The organism is Paraburkholderia flagellata, from assembly GCF_021390645.1.
GTDB lineage: Bacteria > Pseudomonadota > Gammaproteobacteria > Burkholderiales > Burkholderiaceae > Paraburkholderia > Paraburkholderia flagellata.
In genome coordinates this window covers 1,879,526-1,899,441 of record NZ_JAJEJT010000001.1, presented here as the reverse complement: position 1 = coordinate 1,899,441, position 19,916 = coordinate 1,879,526, and the positions used below count along the sequence as shown (strand labels likewise).

General features: G+C 65.7%; 18 protein-coding genes. 10 read left to right on the top strand and 8 right to left on the bottom strand.

Annotation, left to right across the window (positions count from 1 at the left end; genetic code table 11):
- Positions 1-369: 369 nt before the first annotated feature.
- Positions 370-1,206 carry an IclR family transcriptional regulator gene (locus L0U83_RS08395; RefSeq protein ID WP_233881764.1) on the bottom strand — a complete coding sequence of 279 codons (837 nt, stop codon included), beginning with the start codon at positions 1,204-1,206 and terminating at the stop codon, positions 370-372.
- A gap of 480 nt (positions 1,207-1,686) precedes the next feature.
- A complete protein-coding gene (locus L0U83_RS08390; RefSeq protein WP_233883801.1) occupies positions 1,687-3,234 on the bottom strand; it encodes a class I adenylate-forming enzyme family protein in 1,548 nt (515 codons plus the stop codon).
- A gap of 272 nt (positions 3,235-3,506) precedes the next feature.
- Here L0U83_RS08390 and L0U83_RS08385 point away from each other — a divergent pair, with 272 nt between their 5' ends.
- Positions 3,507-4,424 (top strand): LysR family transcriptional regulator, encoded by a 918-nt coding sequence (locus L0U83_RS08385; protein WP_233881762.1) that lies wholly within the window; start codon positions 3,507-3,509, stop codon positions 4,422-4,424.
- A 141-nt stretch (positions 4,425-4,565) separates the two neighbouring features.
- Positions 4,566-5,315 (top strand): SDR family oxidoreductase, encoded by a 750-nt coding sequence (locus L0U83_RS08380; protein WP_233881760.1) that lies wholly within the window; start codon positions 4,566-4,568, stop codon positions 5,313-5,315.
- A gap of 71 nt (positions 5,316-5,386) precedes the next feature.
- On the opposite strand, the gene L0U83_RS08375 is transcribed toward L0U83_RS08380, so the two are convergent.
- Positions 5,387-6,589: an ammonium transporter gene (locus tag L0U83_RS08375; RefSeq protein ID WP_233881759.1), complete on the bottom strand. Its 1,203-nt coding sequence runs from the start codon at positions 6,587-6,589 to the stop codon at positions 5,387-5,389.
- 418 nt (positions 6,590-7,007) lie between these two features.
- Between L0U83_RS08375 and L0U83_RS08370 the strand changes: the two genes are divergently transcribed.
- Positions 7,008-8,789 carry a sensor histidine kinase gene (locus tag L0U83_RS08370; RefSeq protein ID WP_233881758.1) on the top strand — a complete coding sequence of 594 codons (1,782 nt, stop codon included), beginning with the start codon at positions 7,008-7,010 and terminating at the stop codon, positions 8,787-8,789.
- Positions 8,790-8,830: 41 nt separating this feature from the next.
- Here L0U83_RS08370 and L0U83_RS08365 read toward each other — a convergent pair whose 3' ends face one another.
- Entirely contained in the window at positions 8,831-9,160 is a 330-nt protein-coding gene (locus L0U83_RS08365) for a hypothetical protein (RefSeq protein WP_233881757.1), read from the bottom strand.
- 145 nt (positions 9,161-9,305) lie between these two features.
- Entirely contained in the window at positions 9,306-9,887 is a 582-nt protein-coding gene (locus L0U83_RS08360; RefSeq protein ID WP_233881756.1) for a DJ-1/PfpI family protein, read from the bottom strand.
- A gap of 59 nt (positions 9,888-9,946) precedes the next feature.
- Here L0U83_RS08360 and L0U83_RS08355 point away from each other — a divergent pair, with 59 nt between their 5' ends.
- The 5 genes from L0U83_RS08355 to L0U83_RS08335 all read left to right on the top strand — a co-directional run bounded on the left by L0U83_RS08355 (position 9,947) and on the right by L0U83_RS08335 (position 14,934).
- Positions 9,947-10,492 (top strand): GNAT family N-acetyltransferase, encoded by a 546-nt coding sequence (locus tag L0U83_RS08355; RefSeq protein WP_233881755.1) that lies wholly within the window; start codon positions 9,947-9,949, stop codon positions 10,490-10,492.
- 2 nt (positions 10,493-10,494) lie between these two features.
- Positions 10,495-10,965, top strand: a complete 471-nt coding sequence (locus tag L0U83_RS08350) for a BCAL1086 family glycoprotein (protein WP_233881754.1) — start codon at positions 10,495-10,497, stop codon at positions 10,963-10,965.
- Between the two features lie 126 nt (positions 10,966-11,091).
- Entirely contained in the window at positions 11,092-11,547 is a 456-nt protein-coding gene (locus tag L0U83_RS08345) for an Rrf2 family transcriptional regulator (protein ID WP_233881753.1), read from the top strand.
- A gap of 104 nt (positions 11,548-11,651) precedes the next feature.
- A complete protein-coding gene (locus L0U83_RS08340) occupies positions 11,652-12,296 on the top strand; it encodes an NAD(P)-dependent oxidoreductase (RefSeq protein WP_233881752.1) in 645 nt (214 codons plus the stop codon).
- 118 nt (positions 12,297-12,414) lie between these two features.
- Positions 12,415-14,934 (top strand): mechanosensitive ion channel family protein, encoded by a 2,520-nt coding sequence (locus L0U83_RS08335; protein WP_233881751.1) that lies wholly within the window; start codon positions 12,415-12,417, stop codon positions 14,932-14,934.
- Between the two features lie 47 nt (positions 14,935-14,981).
- Here L0U83_RS08335 and L0U83_RS08330 read toward each other — a convergent pair whose 3' ends face one another.
- The gene (locus L0U83_RS08330) at positions 14,982-15,587 is read right to left on the bottom strand and encodes a cysteine dioxygenase family protein (protein WP_233881750.1); all 606 of its coding nucleotides are present in this window, start codon (positions 15,585-15,587) and stop codon (positions 14,982-14,984) included.
- A 126-nt stretch (positions 15,588-15,713) separates the two neighbouring features.
- Between L0U83_RS08330 and L0U83_RS08325 the strand changes: the two genes are divergently transcribed.
- Together L0U83_RS08325 and L0U83_RS08320 are read left to right on the top strand one after the other, a co-directional pair.
- A complete protein-coding gene (locus tag L0U83_RS08325) occupies positions 15,714-16,175 on the top strand; it encodes an Lrp/AsnC family transcriptional regulator (protein WP_233881749.1) in 462 nt (153 codons plus the stop codon).
- Between the two features lie 100 nt (positions 16,176-16,275).
- Positions 16,276-16,470: a hypothetical protein gene (locus tag L0U83_RS08320; RefSeq protein WP_233881748.1), complete on the top strand. Its 195-nt coding sequence runs from the start codon at positions 16,276-16,278 to the stop codon at positions 16,468-16,470.
- A 20-nt stretch (positions 16,471-16,490) separates the two neighbouring features.
- Here the strand turns inward: L0U83_RS08320 and L0U83_RS08315 are convergent, their stop codons facing one another.
- Together L0U83_RS08315 and L0U83_RS08310 are read right to left on the bottom strand one after the other, a co-directional pair.
- Positions 16,491-19,022 (bottom strand): FUSC family protein, encoded by a 2,532-nt coding sequence (locus L0U83_RS08315; RefSeq protein ID WP_233881747.1) that lies wholly within the window; start codon positions 19,020-19,022, stop codon positions 16,491-16,493.
- 106 nt (positions 19,023-19,128) lie between these two features.
- Positions 19,129-19,800 carry a VC0807 family protein gene (locus L0U83_RS08310; RefSeq protein ID WP_233881746.1) on the bottom strand — a complete coding sequence of 224 codons (672 nt, stop codon included), beginning with the start codon at positions 19,798-19,800 and terminating at the stop codon, positions 19,129-19,131.
- Positions 19,801-19,916: the final 116 nt, after the last annotated feature.

The window sequence follows — 19,916 nt, the reverse complement described above, 5'->3', positions numbered from 1 at the left end:
GTCAGGTCGGTAACGGGTTCTCGAAGGCTCTGGGCTGAGCGGATTATGTGGTGCCGGCCGCGAAGCACACGTAGAAGCGCACGCAGCCGGCGTGGCGGGCGCGCGCCGATGCTACGCACGTCGTGCGCAAGCTAGATGTCAGGGCTGGCCCCGCTCTGGCACGAATGCCGCGCCGTGAGTTCACGGGCATGGGCGGCTTCACTGGCGGTTGGCTGGCGTTTCGCACGCAGGGCGGCGCAGCAGACCGTTGCCGCCAAAAAGCATGATGCTACGTTGCCCGCTTCGTTACAGTCCAGTGCAGTTTCTTTCGAGACGTTACGAGCGTTACATGCGTCGTGTGCTTTTTGTAAGGCGATGGCGCTGACGCTGTCAGGTTGAATGGGGCAGGCGCAGGGCGCCGCCAATTTCGTCGACGATGCGTTCGACACATTCGCGCAACAGCGGCACGACGTGGGCGACGAGCCACTCGCGCGTGCACTGCTGCGAGGCGCCGCCGCAGTTGATGGCGTAGATCTCGCCGTTAGGACCGGCGAACGCCGTGGCAATGGCGTTGAGCCCCTCGTACCACTCGCCGATCGCGAGCGCGTACCCGTTGACGGCAGTCTCGGTGAGCGCGGCGTCGAGCCGGCTGCCGAAAACGCCCCAGTCGTTGCCGGTCGAGGTCTGCAGCGCGGCGGTGAGTTCGGCGCGCGCGTGCGGATCGAGCGCTGCGAGGTAGGCGCGCCCGACGGCGGTGCGGCCCATGTCGATGCGCGAGCCGACCTCGAGGCGCGTGACGAGCACGGCGGTGCGCGGGCGGATCGCGTCGATGACGACCATGTCCAGACGGTCGCGCACGGTGAGGTGCACCGAGAGCGCGGTGCGCTCGGCAAGCCGCGAGAGATATGGCCGTGCGCGGCTGCGGATGTCGGAATTGCGCAAAAAGCCGTTGGAGAGTTCCAGCACCGACGACGTGAGCACGAAGCGTTCGCTGTCGGGGAGCCGGGCGAGAAAGCCTGTGCTCACGAGCGTGCCGGTGAGCCGCGAAAGCGTGGGCTTGGGAATGCCGGTCAGTTCGGTGAGTTCGCGGTTGCTGAGCGGCGCGTCGGCGGCTGCGACGCAGCGCAGCACGGCGAGACCGCGCGCGAGCGCGGTCACTTCGTCAGCGCCACCGTCTTTGTCGCGCGGGGTTTCGTCGGAATTGCGCGAATCGGGTGCGGAAGTCATTGGCGGGACAATTTTCCGAAACAGCATTTCAGATTTCAGATTTCGCGCGTGGCGTCACAAAGCCGACGCGGGCTTGCACTGCGGTACAGCGGTTTGCGTTCGATCAACATTGCGCGTTGTTAATTAGGGCGCGAAAATTCAGATGATTGTAATGGATGCCAGATGCTGGGTGATTGGCGCATTTTGGCGAGATTTTGCTTGACTTAGTCAGCATGTAGGTAAAAAATGGAACCCGATTTCGGCAATGCGTCCCAACCCCGCAAAATTGCGGGGTTTTAATGTGCTTTTCGATATGCAATTCGCATAATTGCGCATCGTTTTCCACTGGCGCAGTTGAGCCGAATACCGTCTCTCAGGTTCTAGCACGGCCCTCGGAATGGCTAGAACTTTTCAAGGCGCCACGTGCAAACGTGGCGCTTTTTTTTCCGCCAGGCTGCAAACAGGCCAATCGCGGGCAATTCGCGGGCCGATCGCGGCCGATCAGGCGACCTCGCCGCTAAAGCGTTCGCGCAACTCGCGTTTGAGCACCTTGCCAATCGGGCTGCGCGGTAGCGCGTCGACAATCACGACTTCGGCCAGGCGCTGCATCTTCCCCAATTGACCGTTGGCCCAGGCGGTGAGCGCGTCGGCGTTCAATGCCGAACCGGGTTGGAGGGTGACAAACGCCACCGGCGTCTCACCCCAGCGTTGCGATGGCACGCCTACCACCGCAGATTCGACGACTTCGGGGTGCCGGGCGAGCACCTGTTCCAGATCGCTTGGGTAGATGTTGAGTCCGCCCGAGATGATCATGTCCTTCTTGCGGTCCATCAACACGAGGAAGCCGTCTTCGTCGAATCGGCCGACATCCCCGGTTCGAATGAAGCGCCGGCCATCGCTGTCGTACCACTCGGCTTGCGCCGTTTTTTCGGGCTGCCGATAGTAGCCAGTCATCATGGCAGGCGAGCGCCCAACGATCTCGCCCGCTTCTCCGGCGGCAACCTCGCGTCCGTCGGCATCGATCAGGCGCATTTCATGGCCGTTCAGCGGGCGGCCAACCGTGTGCAGCTTGTTGGGAAATTCGTCCGTGCAAAGCTCGCATGACGCGCCGCCTTCGGTCATTCCATAGAACTCAGTGAGCTGGCCTGGCCATCGGCGGAGGGCGTCCGCCTTGAGGCCGGCCGGGAACGGAGCACTCGTGCAGAACTTCGCGCGGAAACTGGACAGGTCGTAGCGATCGAAGTCGGGATGACCGAGGATGCGCTGGTATTGCACGGGCACCAGCATGGTGTGCGTGACATGCTCGCGCTCGGCAAGCGCAAGATATTGCCTCGCGTCGAATTTGGGCATGAGGACGACCGTTCCGCCGAGCGCCAGCGTCGGGAAGAAGCTCACTAGCGTGGTGTTCGAATAGAGGGGCGTCGCAATCAAGGTGACAGAGTCTGGGCCGTATCCGCGCTCGACGCTTCGCAGCGTGTAGGCGTAGCGCATGGCGTGCGACTGGACGATCCCCTTGGGCGTTCCCGTCGTGCCAGAGGAGTAGATGATGTTGAATGCCCACTGCGGCTGAATCTCCACATGCGCGGGAGCGGCCCCCACGGGCGCCAGCCATGTGTCGTATTGCCCCGCCGCACCGATATTGATGATGCGCAGGGCAGGCGGCAACCTGACGCGCGAAAGCAACTGGCAAACCGAGTCGTCGGCGAAGAGAATTTGCGCGCGCGAGTTGTCGAGCATCGCGACGAGGCTGTCCGGATGCGTGGAGGGAGACAGCGGCGCGACCGCCAGGCCTGCTCTGAGTGCGCCGAAGAATACCGCGGCGTATTGGATGGAACTCGATGCGCAGATGGCAACGACGTCTTCGGGTGCCAGCCCGTCACGCTGCAGGGCGGCAGCACAGCGGTCGATCATCGCCTCTAGTGCGGCGAATGTGACCGTTTCATCGTCGCAGACGATCGCCGCACGCGCGCCGTGTTTCGCCGCCCGTTGGCGAATCATGGCGGTCAAATCGACGAACGGTGAATCGGGTGACGCGGACTTCACGGACATGGCCTCGTACCTCACTGGAAAGATGACTTCGCGATGGAGTGATCCGGTTCTCTTGCGTGCGCGTTTCCCTTGGGATTGGCGCGGCCACGCGCAATGGTTTGTGAACGCGCGTTCGATTTTCTGCCGGTTAAAGACGCTAAACAATGACAAATTTTCTGAACAGACCGTCAAGACGACTTTGACAGTTTGCCCGCAAGGCGGCGTCATGCGACCTGACTCCGGCGTCGTTTCTGCCATACCATCGCCTGATCACCCATTCGATGGAGTCGCACATGCTCTCCGAAGAGGAACTGGCGTTGCTCGACGCGATCCGCGAAACCGGCAGTCTGTCGCGTGCGGCTGCACGTTTGAACAAGGCGCCTTCCACGATTTCGCATGCCGCGCGCCAACTCGAAGCGCGGTTCGACGCGCTGCTCTTCGACCGCCGACGCTACCGGCTGCAGCTTACCCCGGCCGGGCATCTGCTTGCCGAGGAGGCGAGCCGCCTGATGCAGGACGTCGCGCGCATGGCGCAGCGCGTGCGGCAGGTCGCAAACGGCTGGGAAGACCGCTTATGGATCGTCACCGACGAGATTCTCGAATTCGAACTGTTGATGCCGGTGGTCCGCGACTTCGACGCGCTGCAGTCGGGCGTCAAGCTGCGGTTCACACACGAAGTGCTCTCCGGCACCTGGGAGGCCCTGCGCGACGGTCGCGCCGATCTGGTCGTCGGTGCAACCAACGAGCCGCCGGCCATCGACGGCTTGCACTGGTTCGAGTTGGGCGTGATGGAATGGGTGTTCGCGGTGGCGCCACGCCACCGGCTCGCGCGCGAGAAGGCGCCGCTCACCCGCGAGCGCATGCTGGCCGAACGCGGCGTGGCGGTCGGCGATTCGGCGCGGCTCACGCCCGGTCGCGGCTACGGGCTGCTCGGCGCTCAAGAGGTGCTGGCGGTGCCGTCGATGCGCGCCAAGATCCTCGCGCAGCGCGAGGGCCTGGGCGTGGGCTGGGTGCCGAGGCAGCGCGCGGCGAAGCTGATCGAGCGGGGTGATCTGATCGAGAAGGCCACGGCGAACCCGCGCGAGCCGAACGTGCTGTACGTGGCATGGCGCGGCGAACATGTCGGGCGCGCACTGCAATGGTGGATCGACCGGCTGCGCGAGCCGCGTCTTGCGAAGCGCCTCGTGGAGGGTATCGCGGTCACGGCTTGAAGCCGGTTTTCTGCACATCTGGCGCAAACGTTCGATGGTTTCGAACGTTTGCGCCAGGCTCGTCGCACGGCAAGCGGCGCGTCGGCAGGCAATATGAGGTCACAGTCTCAGATCGAGACCATCCCCCTCAAGGAGAAGATCATGAACCGCTTTGCCAACAAGACTGTCCTCGTCACCGGCGGATCCAGCGGCATCGGCCTCGCTGCCGCGCAAGCCTACGTCGCCGAAGGCGCGTACGTCATCGTCACTGGCCGCGACGAAGCCGGGCTCGAAGCCGCGCGCCTCGCGCTCGGCCCGAACGCCCGCGCCTGGCGAAACGATGCGGCCTCGCTCACCGGTGCGCGCGAACTGGCTGCCGCCGTGCGCGACGCGGGCGTGCGCCTCGACGCCGTGTTCATCAATGCGGGCGTGGCGAAGCTCGCGCCGTTCGAGCAAGTGGACGAAGCGCTGTGGGATGTGACCTTCGACACCAACGTGAAGGGCGCCTATTTCCAGATTCAAGCGCTCTTGCCGGTGCTCAACGACGGCGCGGCCATCGTGCTCAACGGCTCGATCAACGCGCATATCGGCATGCCCACGTCGTCGGTGTATGCGGCGAGCAAGGCTGCGCTGATTTCGTTTGCGAAGACGCTCTCGGCCGAACTGCTGCCGCGCGGCATTCGGGTGAACGTGGTGAGCCCCGGGCCCGTGAAGACGCCGCTCTATAACAAGTTCGGCATGGACGCCGCCGCGCTCGCGGCGGCCGAGGAATCGATCCGCGCGCTGGTGCCGCTCAAGCGCTTTGCGACGGCTGAGGAGATTGCCTCGACCGTGCTGCATCTGAGCGCGGCCGAATCGGCCTTCATGATCGGCACCGAAGTGATCGTCGCCGGTGGCATGGGCCAGCTTTGATGTTCGCCTGGTGATGCGTACGCAGTGCGGGCGGCAGGGCGCCGCCCGCGCGAGCGTATTGCGCGTGACGCTCAGGAAACCGTTTCGCGTTCCGGCGTGGCCGTGATCTTGTGGATCGACAGGTCGGTGCCGTTGAACTCCTGTTCGCGATCGATGCGCAGTCCCACGAACTTGCGCAGCAGGCCGTACACCATGAGGCCGCCGAGGAAGGCGATCACGATGCCGGCAATCGTGCCGACGATCTGCGCGCCAAGCGAAACGCCGCCGAGTCCGCCCAGCCAGCGCTGGCCGAAAATACCCGCGGCGATGCCGCCCCACACGCCGCACAGGCCGTGCAGCGGCCACACGCCGAGCACGTCGTCGATGCGCCAGCGGTTTTGCACGCACGTGAACATATAGACGAACAGCGCGCCGGCCACCGCGCCCGTCACGAGCGCGCCGAGCGGATGCATGATGTCCGAGCCCGCGCACACGGCCACGAGCCCCGCGAGCGGCCCGTTGTAGGTGAAGCCCGGATCGTTGCGGCCCGCGAACCAGGCGGCGAGCGTGCCGCCCACCATCGCCATGAGCGAATTGACGGCGACGAGACCGCTGATCTTGTCGATGGTCTGCGCGCTCATCACGTTGAAGCCGAACCAGCCCACCGCGAGCACCCACGCGCCGAGCGCGAGAAACGGAATGTTCGAGGGCGGATGCGCGGCGATGCGGCCGTCGCGCGTATAGCGGCCGTGGCGCGGCCCGAGCAGCAGCACGGCCGGCAGCGCGATCCAGCCGCCGAACGCGTGGACGACCACAGAGCCCGCGAAGTCATGGAACGGCACGCCGAACATGTGCGTCATCGCATTTTCGAAACCGAGGCGGTTGTTCCACACCATCCCCTCGAAAAACGGGTAGATGAAGCCAACGATCACGAAGGTCGCGAACAGTTGCGGATTGAACTTCGAGCGCTCCGCAATGCCGCCTGACACGATGGCCGGAATCGCCGCCGCGAAGGTGAGCAAGAAGAAGAAGCGCACGAGCGCGTAGCCGTTGTGCTCGGCGAGCACGTCGGCGTGCGAGAAGAATTGCACGCCGTAGGCGAGCGTATAGCCGATGAAGAAGTAGGCGATCGTCGAAATCGAAAAATCGACGAGGATCTTCACGAGCGCATTGACCTGGTTCTTCTTGCGCACGGTGCCGAGTTCGAGAAACGCGAACCCGGCGTGCATGGCGAGCACCATGGCGGCGCCCAGCAGCAGAAATAGCGTGTCGGTTCCGGTCTTGAGATTGTCCATCTGGCGTACCCAGTTTGCCCAAAATGGGCGCATACACAGCAAGATGCGGGCCAGCATCAGCGCCAAACTGGTGAATTCGCAGCCGCAACAGGCGTCAAGCCGGTGCGGCCGTGCACCGATGCGGAAAATGCCTGCATATCGGGTCCTTGAGCGAGGCGCTGGTATCTGGGGCGCATGCACCACGTCCCGGCACGGTCTCAGGACCCGCGCGCAAAGGTGGGGAAATCGCGCGCCAGAATAGGGCGATTAATTCGATTTCCCTTTCCATATCAATGAATTGTCGGCTAATCGAAATAATCTCGAGGTTTCGTGGCCGGGCAAACTTAGGCGCACGTGGGGCGCACATAGGGCGCAAACGCCGACATAATGGCCAGATTGCCACCTCACGCGCGTCCGGTTGCCCGGTACCCGCCATGCAATGCGCCTCACGACCAAAGGGCTTCTGCTGATCGCGATTCCCGCCGTATTCGAACTGAGCTTGCTGTCGGCCATCGTGAAGGCCGAGACCGACGCCGCCGCCGCAGAGGCGTGGGGCCAGCACAGCCAGGCCGTGCTCGCGCAGGCTTCGCGCGTGCTCGAACCGGTGCTGGTCGAGTCGGTGAAACTGCGCGGTGCAGTGGCGGCCAACGACACGAGCTACGCCACACCCGTTTCGATGTGGATGGACGTGGACCGCCGCATCGACCGGCTCGTCGATCTCGTCTCCGACAATCCCTCGCAGGTCGAGCGCGCCGTGCAGATTCGCCACGCCGTGCAGAACTATCGCCAGTGGTCGGACCGCGTTCAGGACCTCCTGCGCTCGGGCCGCCGCACCGACCTCGCCGAGCGCTTTCGCGCGCTCATGGCCGCCGACGTGCTCGACCGCGTGCGCACGCAGATCGTCTCGCTCCAGACCGAGGAGCGCCGCCTCGACGTTTTGCGGGTTTCCGCCGCCGAAGCGGCACGCGCTCAGCAGCAGACGCTCGTGATGACGGCGGTGCTCGGCTCGATCGTGCTGGTCGCGATTGCCGTCTGGATCTTTACGCGCGGTGTGCGCGGGCGGCTCGATGCGCTTTCCGATAACGCGAACCGGCTGGCCGCGAACGAACCGCTCGCGCCACTCACGGCGGGCAACGACGAAATCGCCGAACTCGATCTCACGCTGCACCAGACCAGCCAGCGCCTGATCGAAGCCGAGCGGCTGCGCCTCGGTTTTCAGGCCGACCTTGCGCGGCGCGCGGACCAGCTTGCGCGCATCAACGAAAATCTGCGCCAGCAGACTCAGGAAAACGAGATGTTCATCCACGGCGTGTCGCACGATCTGCGCGCGCCGCTCGTGAACCTGCAGGGCTTTTCGCGCGAACTCACTCATGCGTGCGACGACTTGCGCGAGCGCATCGCGAAGTCTTCGCTCGCACCGGCAGCACGCGCGCGCATCGAGCGGACCATCGACGAGGACATCGGCGAGGCGTTGCGCTATCTGCAAACGGCTGTGCTGCGCGCATCACACATCATCGACGCGCTACTGCGGCTCGCGCGCGTAGGACGCGTGGAGTACCGGCGCCAGCGCGTGAGCGTGCAGGAACTGGTGCAGCGCGTGGTCGACGCGATGCATGCCTCGATCCGTGCCCGCGGCGCGCAGGTGAGCGTGCAGACGCTGCCCGACGTATGGGGCGACCCGACGGCGCTGGAACAGGTGTTTGCAAACCTGATCGGCAACGCGCTCAACTATCTCGATCCGGCGCGCGACGGGCGCGTCGAGATCGGCACAGCGCATGCGCCGCCGGGCGTCGAGTCACTGCAGATTTTCTATGTGCGCGACAACGGACTCGGTATTCCCGAGGTGGGCTTGCCGCGGCTCTTTCAGGCGTTCCAGCGCATGCACGGCAACGTTGCGCCGGGCGAGGGCATCGGGCTCGCGCTCGTGCGCCGCGTCGTGGAGCGGCACGGTGGGCGCGTGTGGGTGGAGTCGATGGAAGGCGAGGGTACGACGTTCTATCTGACGTTGCCCGATGCGCTTGCCGTCGCGCCGCCTTTGCCCGGCGATGCGGAGCAGATCATCAGTGCACTCGAACGCGCGGAGCGTTCGGAAGGGGTGCTGGGTGGTCCTGCTGGATATGGCGCGAGCGATAGTGCAGGCGGCGCGAACGCGAAAGGCGGCGTTAGAAGCGAACTCCGGACGGCACCCCCAACGGCGTTGCGACCACCCGCAGGCGCTTAGGTACGCTTAGGCACTGTCGGGCAAGCACGCTCGCTATGCGCTCAGCACGTGCTGAAGATGCGGCGTGGCTTGAGCAGGCGGCTCGCGCGAAACGACCAGATGGCGCCCAGGCCCGCGAGCGCCAGCGCGATGGCGAGCATCGTGTGAGGATTGATGGCGATGCCGAACGGCACGCTGAGCGGCAAGACGAAACTGCGGTCGAGCATGAGCAGCGCGGCCCACAGCGCAAACGCCCCCTGCAGGAGCAGACGCGTGCCGTGCAGGTGACGCGCCCGGTCGGTCAAGTTGCCTTTGCGGCCGCCGCGCTTGCAAAAAAAGAGGATCGCCGCCAGGGCGATCGCGAGTATCACTAGCCAGTCCGTAAGATCCACGATACGCACTCCGTACTCCAGAATAACTGGCGGGTATTCTGGCGAGCGGCGCGATGCGGTGAAATCAGACCAGTCCGAATTGGCGGTCGGCGCGCGCCGCGCCTCATGCAAGACAGGCGCGACGCGCGAGCGGATCAGCGCCCGCTTACGGCTCGATGCGCGTGCCGAGGAGCACGAGGAACTGGCGCAGCCATTCGGGATGAGCGGGCCACGCCGGCGCGGTGACGAAGGGGGCGTCGGTCACTGCGCTGTCGATGGCGATGTCGGCGTACTCGCCGCCCGCGAGCCGCACCTCGGGCGCGCAGGCTGGATAGGCGGAAATGCGCTTGCCGCGGATCACCTCGGCCGCGGCGAGCAGTTGAGCCGCATGGCAGATAGCCGCGATTGGCTTGTTCGCCTGGGCGAAGTGACGCACCAGTTCGATAACCTTCGGGTCGAGGCGCAGGTATTCGGGCGCACGCCCCCCCGCGATGGCGAGCGCGTCGTAGCTGCCGGCGTCGATTTCGTCGAAGGTCGCGTTGAGCGCGAACTGGTGCCCCGGCTTTTCGGTGTAGGTCTGGTCACCCTCGAAATCGTGGATCGCAGTCTTCACGCGCTCGCCGGCCTTCTTGCCGGGGCATACGGCGTCGACGCGGTGGCCGACGGCCTGCAACGCCTGGAACGGCACCATCGTTTCATAGTCTTCGGCAAAATCGCCGGTGAGGAACAGGATCTTCTTGACGGCCATCGTTTGTCTCCAGAGGTGGACGGTGGAACGGATCGTGCGCGAGGGCAGTCTACTCCATCATGTTTGACGATTTCGCAAAGCATGGCGTCGCGGGCGATGCGCGGCCACCTCAACAATCCATCGAGTGGCGGCGCTATGTGCCGGGGCGCGACGCGCCCGCGCTCGCCACCTTGTTTCGCGCGTCCGTGGCCACGCTTGCTGCCACGCGCTACGACGCGGCGCAGCGCGTAGCGTGGGCCGCGGCAGCCGACGATCTTGCGGACTTCGACGCGCGCCTCGCGCGCGGCGTGACGCTCGTGGCGGCGTGTGACGGTGCGGCCGTTGCGTTCGGGCAGCTCTTTCCGCTCGATCACGTCGAGATGCTTTATGTCGCGCCCGCATGGTCGCGCCGCGGGCTCGCGACGGCGTTGCTGGCGCGGCTCGAAGCGCTCGCGCGCGAGGCGCGCTCGACGGTATTGAGCACCGATGCGAGCGCGGTGTCGCGGCTTGTTTTCGAGCGGGCGGGTTTTTCGCTGATTTCGTCAGAATCGGTGTGGCGCGACGGCGTATCATTGCCGCGTTTTCATCTATGCAAGCCGCTTCATGCGGCGAATTTTTCAGGATGACCATGTTTTCGAAGTTTTCGACGCAAAGGCTGACGCTCGCCTGCCTGCTCGTGTGTGCGGCGCTCGCCGCCGGCTGTAACAAGCAGGACGCTTCCACGCCCGATCTGAGCAAGCAGTCCGCTGACGCCGTGAAGCAGGCCACGCAGGACGCTGCCAACCAGGCCGCGCAGCAGGCGACGCAAGCGCTCGGCAAGGCCGCGAGCTATGTGAACCAGCAACTCGGTGCGGCGCAGCAGAAGCTCGATTCGGCGGCGTCGCAAGGTCAGCAGGCGAGCGCATCGACGGCCGAACTGGCTTCCTCGGCGCAGGGCCAGTTGCGCGGCGCGGCAAGCACGGCGCAAGCCTTGCTCGGGCAAGCCGCCGCGGCCACCGGCACCGGCTTGACGAATGCGGGGCATTCGTTGCAACGCTGGGCGAGCAACGCCGCCGAGGCCGCATCGGCGCCGGGGCAGGCTTCGGGTGCCTCGAAGTAAGGCCGCAGCCGTGCGGGCCGCGGCTGACGGGTTGGCGCTACGGATTAATGTAATTATGATAGTTACACTTTTTGGCATACGCGTGTCCGGTACATTCGCGCGCCGCTCAGCAGTGGCAGGTTCGCCGTGAATACGAGTAGTCGTTTCGCCTTCGCCGTGCATGTGCTCTCGCTGCTTGCGCAGCAGGAGGGCGTGCCGCTGTCGTCGGAGATCATCGCGGGTAGCGTGAACACGAATCCCGCGCTCATTCGCAGGCTCCTGTCGATGCTGGCCAGCGCGGGCCTTACGGCGTCGCAACTGGGCGCGGGCGGTGGCGCGCTGCTCGCACGCGAGCCGCAGGCGATCACGCTGCTCGACGTCTACCATGCGGTCGACGACGCGCAATTGTTCGCCATGCACCGCGAGGAGCCGAATCCGGCTTGCCTCGTCGGGCGCCATATCCAGCAGACGCTGCGCGGTGTGATCGACGACGCACAGCGCGCCATGGAGGCGTCGCTCGCCACTCGCACGCTCGCGGACGTCGTCGACGACATGGCGCGCAGCGAGCGCAAGCTCGAACGCGCGCGGGCGCGCCGCGCCTGACCGGGCCGGCGCTGTCAGATTCATCAGCGGGGCATTGCCCCGTTTTTTCACCCCCGAAATGTAACTTTATTAGTTACATAAATATGGAAGGCAGGAGTCAATTCATGAGCAAGACGCTGAAAATCGCCCTCTTTGGCGCAACGGGCATGGTCGGTTCGCGCATCGCCGCCGAAGCGGCGCGCCGCGGCCACCAGGTGAGCGCGCTGGTGCGCCAGCCCGAACGGGTGGCAGCCGCGCCGAACGTTCACGCTGCGAAGGCCGATCTGCTTGACGCGGCGAGCGTAGCCGCAGCGGTGCGCGGCCATGATGTGGTGGCGAGCGCCTACGCGCCGCCCAAGGAGCAACTCGACGATTTGCTGGTCGCGAGCCGGGCTCTCGTCGACGGCGTGCGCGCAGCGGGGCTCAAGCGTCTCGTGGTGGTGGGCGGCGCCGGGTCGCTCGAGGTCGCGCCCGGCAAGCAGCTCGTCGATACCGAAGGCTTCCCGGACGCCTACAAGGCGATCGCGCTGGCCCACCGCGAGGCGTTCGACTACTACCGCACGGTCAGCGACATCGACTGGACCTTCTTCGCGCCGGCCGCCATCATCGCCCCCGGCGAGCGCAAGGGCACGTTCCGCACGGGCTCCAACACGCTGATCGCCGATGCGGCGGGCGAAAGCCGCATCTCGGCCGAGGACTACGCGATCGCCTTCGTCGACGAACTGGAGCAGGGCCGCTTCATTCGTCAGATCGCAACGGTGGCCTACTGAGGCGCCAAATGAGGCGCAAAGCGGCCCTCCCTGCGCGCTGACAAACTGTTACGCACGCGCGAGGCGCGGGGAGGCGGAGTGCGGCTAAACTGGAACGTCCTGTTTTTGCCTCTCCGCCATGAAAACCAGCATCGGACGCGATGGCGCGGGCGCCGGGCCGTCGCGCGTGCGCTTCGGTGTGGCGGATCGTGCACTATTTCCTCGCGCCATACCGGCGCGCTCATGCGTTCGCGCTTTCCTTCGCGCGCTGATGCTCCTCGCGTGCCTCGCGGTGTGCCTGGCCATGCCGATGCGGGCCACAGCCCAGGCGGCGGCGCCAATGCTGCCAGTGCTCAAGAGCATCATTACCGGCGCGCCGGCCGCGGCTTCAGGTGCATCGGCAGCGGAAGCGGCTTCGGCGCCTTCACCTGCGAGCCAGGCCGAGTTCACACGCTCGCTCGACAGCGTCATCACCACGCTCGACAACGAGCGCCAGCGCACTGCGCTCCTCAACCAGCTCAAAAAGCTGCGCAGCGCATCGGAAAACGTGGCGCCCGCGCCGGCTTCGGGTGCGGCGGCGACCTCGGGGCTGCTGGGCGCGATCGCGTCGGGCCTCGCCTCCGTCGAGGCGGACGCGCGCCGCGGTCGCAGTCCGTTTCACTACTGGGCAGGGCGCTTCAGGGCAGCCGGCATCGAGCTTTATGACATCGCTTCGGGCCGGGAAGGGGAAAGCCTCGGCCGCATCGTGTTCGATCTGTTCGCCATGCTGGCAGGCTGGGGCGCATGTGCGGCAGTGCTGCGCTGGCTCGAGCGGCGCCTGCTGAGGCGCTTCGATGTCGAGACGGGCCTGCGGCCCGATCCGCGCACCATCGACTTGCTGATTTTCGTCGTGCATCGCGCGGCGCCATGGATCGTGGCGTTCCTCGGCGCGCTCGTGGTCGAGCGCTCGATGCCGGACGCGCTCGGGCGCACGCTCGCCCTCGTGATCGCCTACGCGATCGTCGCGGGCGCGGTGTTCTCGTCGATCTGCCTGATCATGTTTTCGCTGTTCGGCTCGGGGCACCGGCGCGCGGCCGTGCGCGTTCTCATCGCGCGCTCGCGCCGGCTGCTCTTCGCAATCGGCGTGCTGGCCGCGCTCGGCGACGCCGCGACCAATTTCGAGGTCGCGCGCCAGTTGGGTGTGAACCTGGCTGCACTGGTGAGCACCGCGGCGAACATGGCGGCGGCCGTGCTGACGCTTGTATTCGCCATCGCGTTCCGGCGCCCGGTCGCGCATCTCATCCGCAACCGTGGCTATACGCTGCGCCACGGCCACAAGGCGCTCACCGAAGTCCTCGACGTGCTCGCCTCGCTCTGGCAACTGCCGATGCTGCTGCTCGCCGGCGCTTCGATCGTCGCCACGTTCGGCGGCATCGGCAGCCGCGACGACGTGCTGCAGATCTCCGTGGTCTCCGCGCTCCTGCTCGTGCTCGCGTTCTTCCTTTCGGCCGTCGTGCTGCGCATCACGCGCCCGAACCCCGCACGCGTGCGGCGGCGCTCGCCGTATCTGCGGCGTCTGCTGCGCTTCGCCGGCACGCTGCTCGTGGTGTTCATCTGGTTCGCGTATTTCGAGTCGTGCGCGCGTCTTTGGGACATATCGCTCGCCGCCATCATCGAGGCGAGCGTCGCCGCGCGCGGCATCGCGCACGCCATTTTCGCGATCGTGTCGACGGTGTTTCTCGCGTGGCTCGTCTGGATCACGGTCGATACCGCGATTCTCGAAGCGCTCAACCCGACCGGCCCGCGCACCAAGGGCCGCGCGCCCAGCACGCGCGCGCGCACCATGCTGCCGCTCGTGCGCAACGCCGTGCTCGTGACGATCCTCACCATCACCGGCATCGTCACCGCGGCCAATCTAGGCATCAACGTGACACCGCTGCTCGCCGGTGCGGGTGTGATCGGGCTTGCCATTGGCTTTGGCGCGCAGTCGCTCGTGGCCGATCTCATCACGGGCCTCTTCATCATCATCGAGGAGACGATCTCGGTGGGCGACTGGATCGACATCGACAACGGCCATGCGGGCACGGTCGAACATCTGTCGATCCGCACCGTGCGGCTACGCGACGGGCAGGGCGCGATTCACGCCATTCCGTTCTCGCAAATCAAGATCGTGAAGAACCTCTCGCGCGATTTCGCGTTTGCGGTATTCGAAGTGCGCGTGCCGTTCTCGGTCGATCTCGATACGGTCACGCGCATGATTCGCGAGACCGGCGCCGAACTCGTGGCCGACTTCCGCTATCGCCGCGAGATACTCGGGCCCGTGGAAGTGTGGGGGCTCGACCGGTTCGACCCGAACTGGATGGTCGTGAAAGGGCAGATCAAGACGCGGCCGCTGCAGCAATGGAGCGTGGCGCGTGCGTTCAATGCGCGCCTGAAGCGCCACATGGATGAAGCCGGCATCGAGATGCCGGTGCCGCAGATGCAGGTGCACATGTCCTCGCGCAGCGGCGATGTCGAGGAGCCGCACGGGGCGGCGCATGGTCATCCGCATGCGTCTGGCGCGCGCGCGCCTGGCGGGGTGGCGCGCGATGCCTCACACGAGCCGCGGCCCGCGCCGCCGCCGACCGCGGGCCCCGAGGGCGCGCCGCCGCAGATTCCCACGGCGGGCAGCCGCGGCTGAACGCCCGGGCTGCCCAGGCCAACTCAGATCGCCCTGTCGCGCCGCAGCTACGCGAGCGCCGTTTTGCGCGCGAGCGGCAGCACGTCGTTGACTTGCGTAGCGATGTGCTCGACGGCGACGCCGTAGACGTGCAGCGAGACGGCCTGCGCGCCGCTGCCATTTGAAAGCCGGTGGATGCTGGCGCGCCCGGGTCCACCGAACGATACCGCCCCACTCGCGCGCGGATGCGAGCGAACCACGTCGGCGCCCTGGCGCGCGTCGTCCCACGTGTAGAGCGTTTCGGTCAGCGTGCCGTCGAGCACGGTGTAGCCGCACCAGGTGTGATGTGCGTGGATCGGGCTCGCCTGGCCCGGCTGCCAGACGAGCGCCGCCACCGTGTAGCGGCCGCGGCTGTCCGTTGCGATGACATGCCGCCGGTACGTGTCGGCGCTGCCTTCGCGCTGCGCGCTCGTGACGAGCGCCGAGTCGGCAAGTGCACCGGTCAGCGCTTCGCGCATGCCGCGCGCGAAGCGTGCGCAGCGCGACGGGTCGTGGGGCGTCGCGCAGGCATCGAAGGCCGCGTCGAGCGCGGCGGTGAAGCGCGCGACGGCCGCGGCGTGCTGCTCCGCGGTGTGGACGGCGCTCAGCAGGGCGAGTTCGGCAGGGGCGTTCATGGCGTGTTCTTCTCCCGATTTCCTATAGGAAGATTTATAGCCGTTCGCGCGGAGAAAGAGTTTTCCTATTTTTTTCCCGTTTGGCCATCGTGTAGAATAAATTTCTACGCTTCGGGGAGTGCGGAAATGGATCTCATCGACAGAAAGCTGATTGAGCTGTTGCAGCACGACGCGACCATGCCGGTCGCCGAATTGGCGCAGCGCGTCAATCTTTCGCAAACGCCATGCTGGAAGCGCGTGCAGCGCCTGAAGGAAACGGGCGTGATCCGCGCGCAGGTCGCGCTGTGCGACCCGCGCAAGCTCGGCGTGGGGACGACGGTCTTCGTCGCCGTGCGCACCAACCAGCACACCGAGGCATGGGCGCAAACCTTCACGCGCGCCGTGCAGGAGATTCCCGAGATCGTCGAGGCGTATCGCATGAGCGGAGAGACCGACTACCTGCTGCGCATCGTGGTCTCCGATATCGACGATTTCGACCGCGTCTACAAGCAGCTCATTCGCGCCGTGCCGCTATTCGACGTCAGTTCGAGCTTCGCGATGGAGCAGCTCAAGTATTCGACGGCGCTGCCCGTGCGCAGCGGTGCGTAGCTGCACGCAGGTCCCTCGCGGCGCAAGCCGTCTGCAAGGCGTGGCGGCGTAGAATGCCCGTTGCTGTCATCCAAATCCAATTCGAGGCTGGGCACGACCGATGAACGAACCGCGCAAGAAGGACCCCACGTTTGGCGTTGCCGTGCTCATCGTGGTGGTGGTGGTGTTCGTGATCGGGACCGTGCTGTTCAATGCGCTGAAAAGCAAGCGCGAGTACGAAGAGACCGTCGGCGCCAGCGGAGCAAATGCCTCCGCGAGCATGGCTGCTTCGCAAGCCAGCGGCTCGACGCAGTGACGCGCCGGGCCCTTTCCTTCCTATTCCTCCGGTAGCCGGATGATGCTCGCGTCCCGGCGAATGAGCCAGGACGCTGCGATCATCTGCTTGCATTGGTGCGCGAGCAGTTTGAGTTCCTGGGCAAGCTCCGCAGTGGCGCCGAGCGCGCGCTCGGCTTCCACCACCATCGCATCGAGTTCGCGCGTGAGCTGCTTCGTGATGTCGGTTTGATCGAGGGGCGCGGGTGTGCCCGCCTCGGCGGCGACGAGGTTCTCGCGTACGCACGAAAGCGTGCGCTCGAGCGCATCGAGTTTGACCTCCGGCTGATCGGGCCGCGCCGTGCTGCGCAGGAGCGGGGCGGTGGCCGTGATTTGCGAGGCGAGCACGTGGCTGCGCACGAGCAGATCGTTGAGCTCGGGCACGAACTTCTGCGCGGCCTTCGGTTCGAGCATCATGCGCTGGAACGCCTGGCCAAGATTCGCAAACGCTACGTGCACGTTCTTGCGCGCGAGCCGATAGCGGAAGTCGCGAGCAAGCGACGGTGCGGCTGAACTCGCAGTGGTTTGTGCGGACTGTGCAGTGGCTTTCGCGCCTACTGCTGACACGGGCGAGCCGGGAGCGCCGGCCGTCGGCGAGTCGTCGATCGTCGCGACGGTGGACGTGGCGGCGACCGGCTCGTCAACGACACTCGCCGCGCTCGCCGAGGCGCTTGCCATGGTTCTCACACTGCCCGAAACGCTATTCGCCACGCCGCCCGCATCCGCTGCAATCGTCGTCGCGGGCGCGTCTTGGGCCGACACATGTACGCGTGCCTCGCTCGCCGCGGCCCCCGCGAACGCCGGCTGCGGCGCGCTCGTGCGCCCGCTCCACCACCAGCTTGCCTCGAGATAGCTGCGCGTCGCGGCGATCATGTCGTGCACGAGCTTGCCCATCAGACGGTATTCCCAGTACGGGAACAGATGGCTCGCGGCGATGGCGATCGTGCAGCCCACCACCGTGTCGATCGCACGCTCGCCGATGATGCGCATGCTGCCGGGTGCAAGCAGATGGAACATCAGGAGTACATAGGCCGACGTGAACACCACGCTCGCCGTGTAGTTGAAGAGCAGGAGGCTGTAGCTCATCACCATCGCCGCGAACATCGAGACGAGCAGCACGAGAGGCTGCTTCACGAGCAGGATCAGCGCAATGCTCGCGATACAGCCGATCAGCGTGCCGACGATACGCTGCGCGTTGCGCTGGCGCGTGAGCGAATAGCCAGGCTTCAGGATGATGATGCTCGTCATCACGATCCAGTAAGCGTTGGTGAGCGGCAACAGACGCCCGAGCCAGAAGCCCACCGCCACGGCGATCGTTACGCGCAGCGCGTGGCGAAAGCTCGGCGAGGCCATCGTGAGATTCGAGAAGATCTGCAGCCAGGACACGCGACGGTTCGTCACGAAGCGTGTGAGCGCCTCGTCGATCCGCACCTCGGTCTCGGTCGTCGGCACCTCGCTCGCGAGACTACGCCGCATGCGGTCGATCAGGCGTGTCGCGCTCCAGATGCGCCGGAACGACGCCGAGATCGCCGCATAGGCCTCCGGGTCAGTCGCGGCCAGGTCGCGCTTTTTCAGCTGTTCGAGTTCGTATTCAATGGCACGCAGCTCGGCCTTGACGTTCACGCTTGCGCGCGGCGCTTCGTTTTGCAACACTGCGAGGCCGATGTCTTCGAGATCGGCGGCGGCCTTGCGGATCAGGTCGCGATAGAACACGAGCAGGTCCGAGCCGCCGAAGGTGTTGCGCACGAGCGGGTAGTCGGTGTGCGCGCCCACGAACAGCTCATGCAGATCGACCGTATTGATGAACAGGTTGAAGTGCATCGCGCGCCGCGCATCGATCTTGCCGGCCCTGAGTTTGGGCAGGTTGCGCAGCACGATGTCGCGCGCTGCGTCCTGGCGCTCGACGGCCGCGATCTGCTTCGCGACGAGGTTGCGAAAGCACTCGTCGAGATCGTTGTCGAGGTCGAAGAACTGGGCGCGCGCGAGCAGATAGTCAGCGCAGGCGAACACACTTTCGGCGAGCGCCTGCTGTTCGATGCGATCGAGCATCAGCTGGCTGATCAAGGTCGACCACGCCGTGTACCAGAGGCCGCCCAGCAGTATCCACAGCGCGTTGACGAGCGCGAGATGCGGTGTGAAGTGCTCTTCGAGCGTCATCACCATCATGAAGAGGGTGGCGAAGCTGATTTGCGGCCAGCGGTTGCCGTACACGACGATCAGCGAGAGCACGAAGGTCAGCGGCACCACCGTGGCCCAAAGTGCGATGGGACTGAAGGTGGCGAGGCCGGTCGCGTAAGCGGAGAGAAACCCGATCGCGCTGCACGCGAGCATTTCGTTGCGCTTGTACTTGAGCGGCCCCGGCATGTCGACCACGCAGGCACCGAGCGCACCAGTCGAGATGGTGAAACCCAGCTCGCTCTTGTGAAAGACGAACAGGCACAGGACGGCCGGAAGCGAAATGCCGATCGCGATGCGCAGGCCGCCGTAAAAGTACTGGCTATAGAGGAATTTCCGGATTTCTACAGAGTAGCGCATCGACTGCCGGCAAGTTCGAAAGCGGACGGTACGCCGCGGACTGTGGCGCTGAGTCTAACGTATTTCGGGCACGATCTGACCGCCGATGCATGCCGATGCGGATGACTCAATCCACGCTCAGCGTCGTCGTGTTCGTGGTCGCAGGCGCGTCGCCGAGCAGGCCGTGCGTGCCGTGGATGCGCCGCATGCGCGTGCGATACCAGAAGGTCCAGGCCATCAGGCCGCCGAACACGCCATAGCCGATGATCGGCGAGACGACGAGAAAGCGCTCGATCGGCCAGGTGGCGGCCAGATAAGTGCGCAGCGCGGAGTCGAGACAAAGCCCGAAGCCCCAGATAAACGTGAGCAGGCGCATGGCTGCGACGAAGCTCGCGTTCTCGTTCCAGAGTTGCTCGAGCCGCGTGACGCCCTCGCGAGTTTCGCGCGCGACCGTAGCGCGCGTCAGATAGAACACGAGCGGGCGCTTCGCCAATAGCGAGATCAGGAACGCGGCGCCGATCGCGCCTGAGGCGAGGCTCTCGCGCATCAGGAGGACGCGCGGGCTGCCGCCGAACGCCACAGCGAGGAGCGAGAGCACGATGCCAAGCAGAATGACGGCCGAGAGCGCGTCCACGCGCCGAAAGCGCACCAGTTCTACGATGCTCCAGGCAAGCGGCGGCGCGGCCGAGGCGATGAGGCCGCCGACTTCGCCCCAGTGCGGCTCGGCGAGACGATAGGCGACCCAGGGAAGCAGCAGGTTGACCGCCAGTTCGGCAACGAATGCTGGACGCAGCTTCATGGGTTGCGTGCTCCTGAGGGTTCTACCGAGGCAATGACGTCAGTATGGTTCAAGCGCCGCACGGCGGCAAACTGGCTGCGCAGCCGCCCGACGGGGCGGCTGCATTTCGCGTGCCC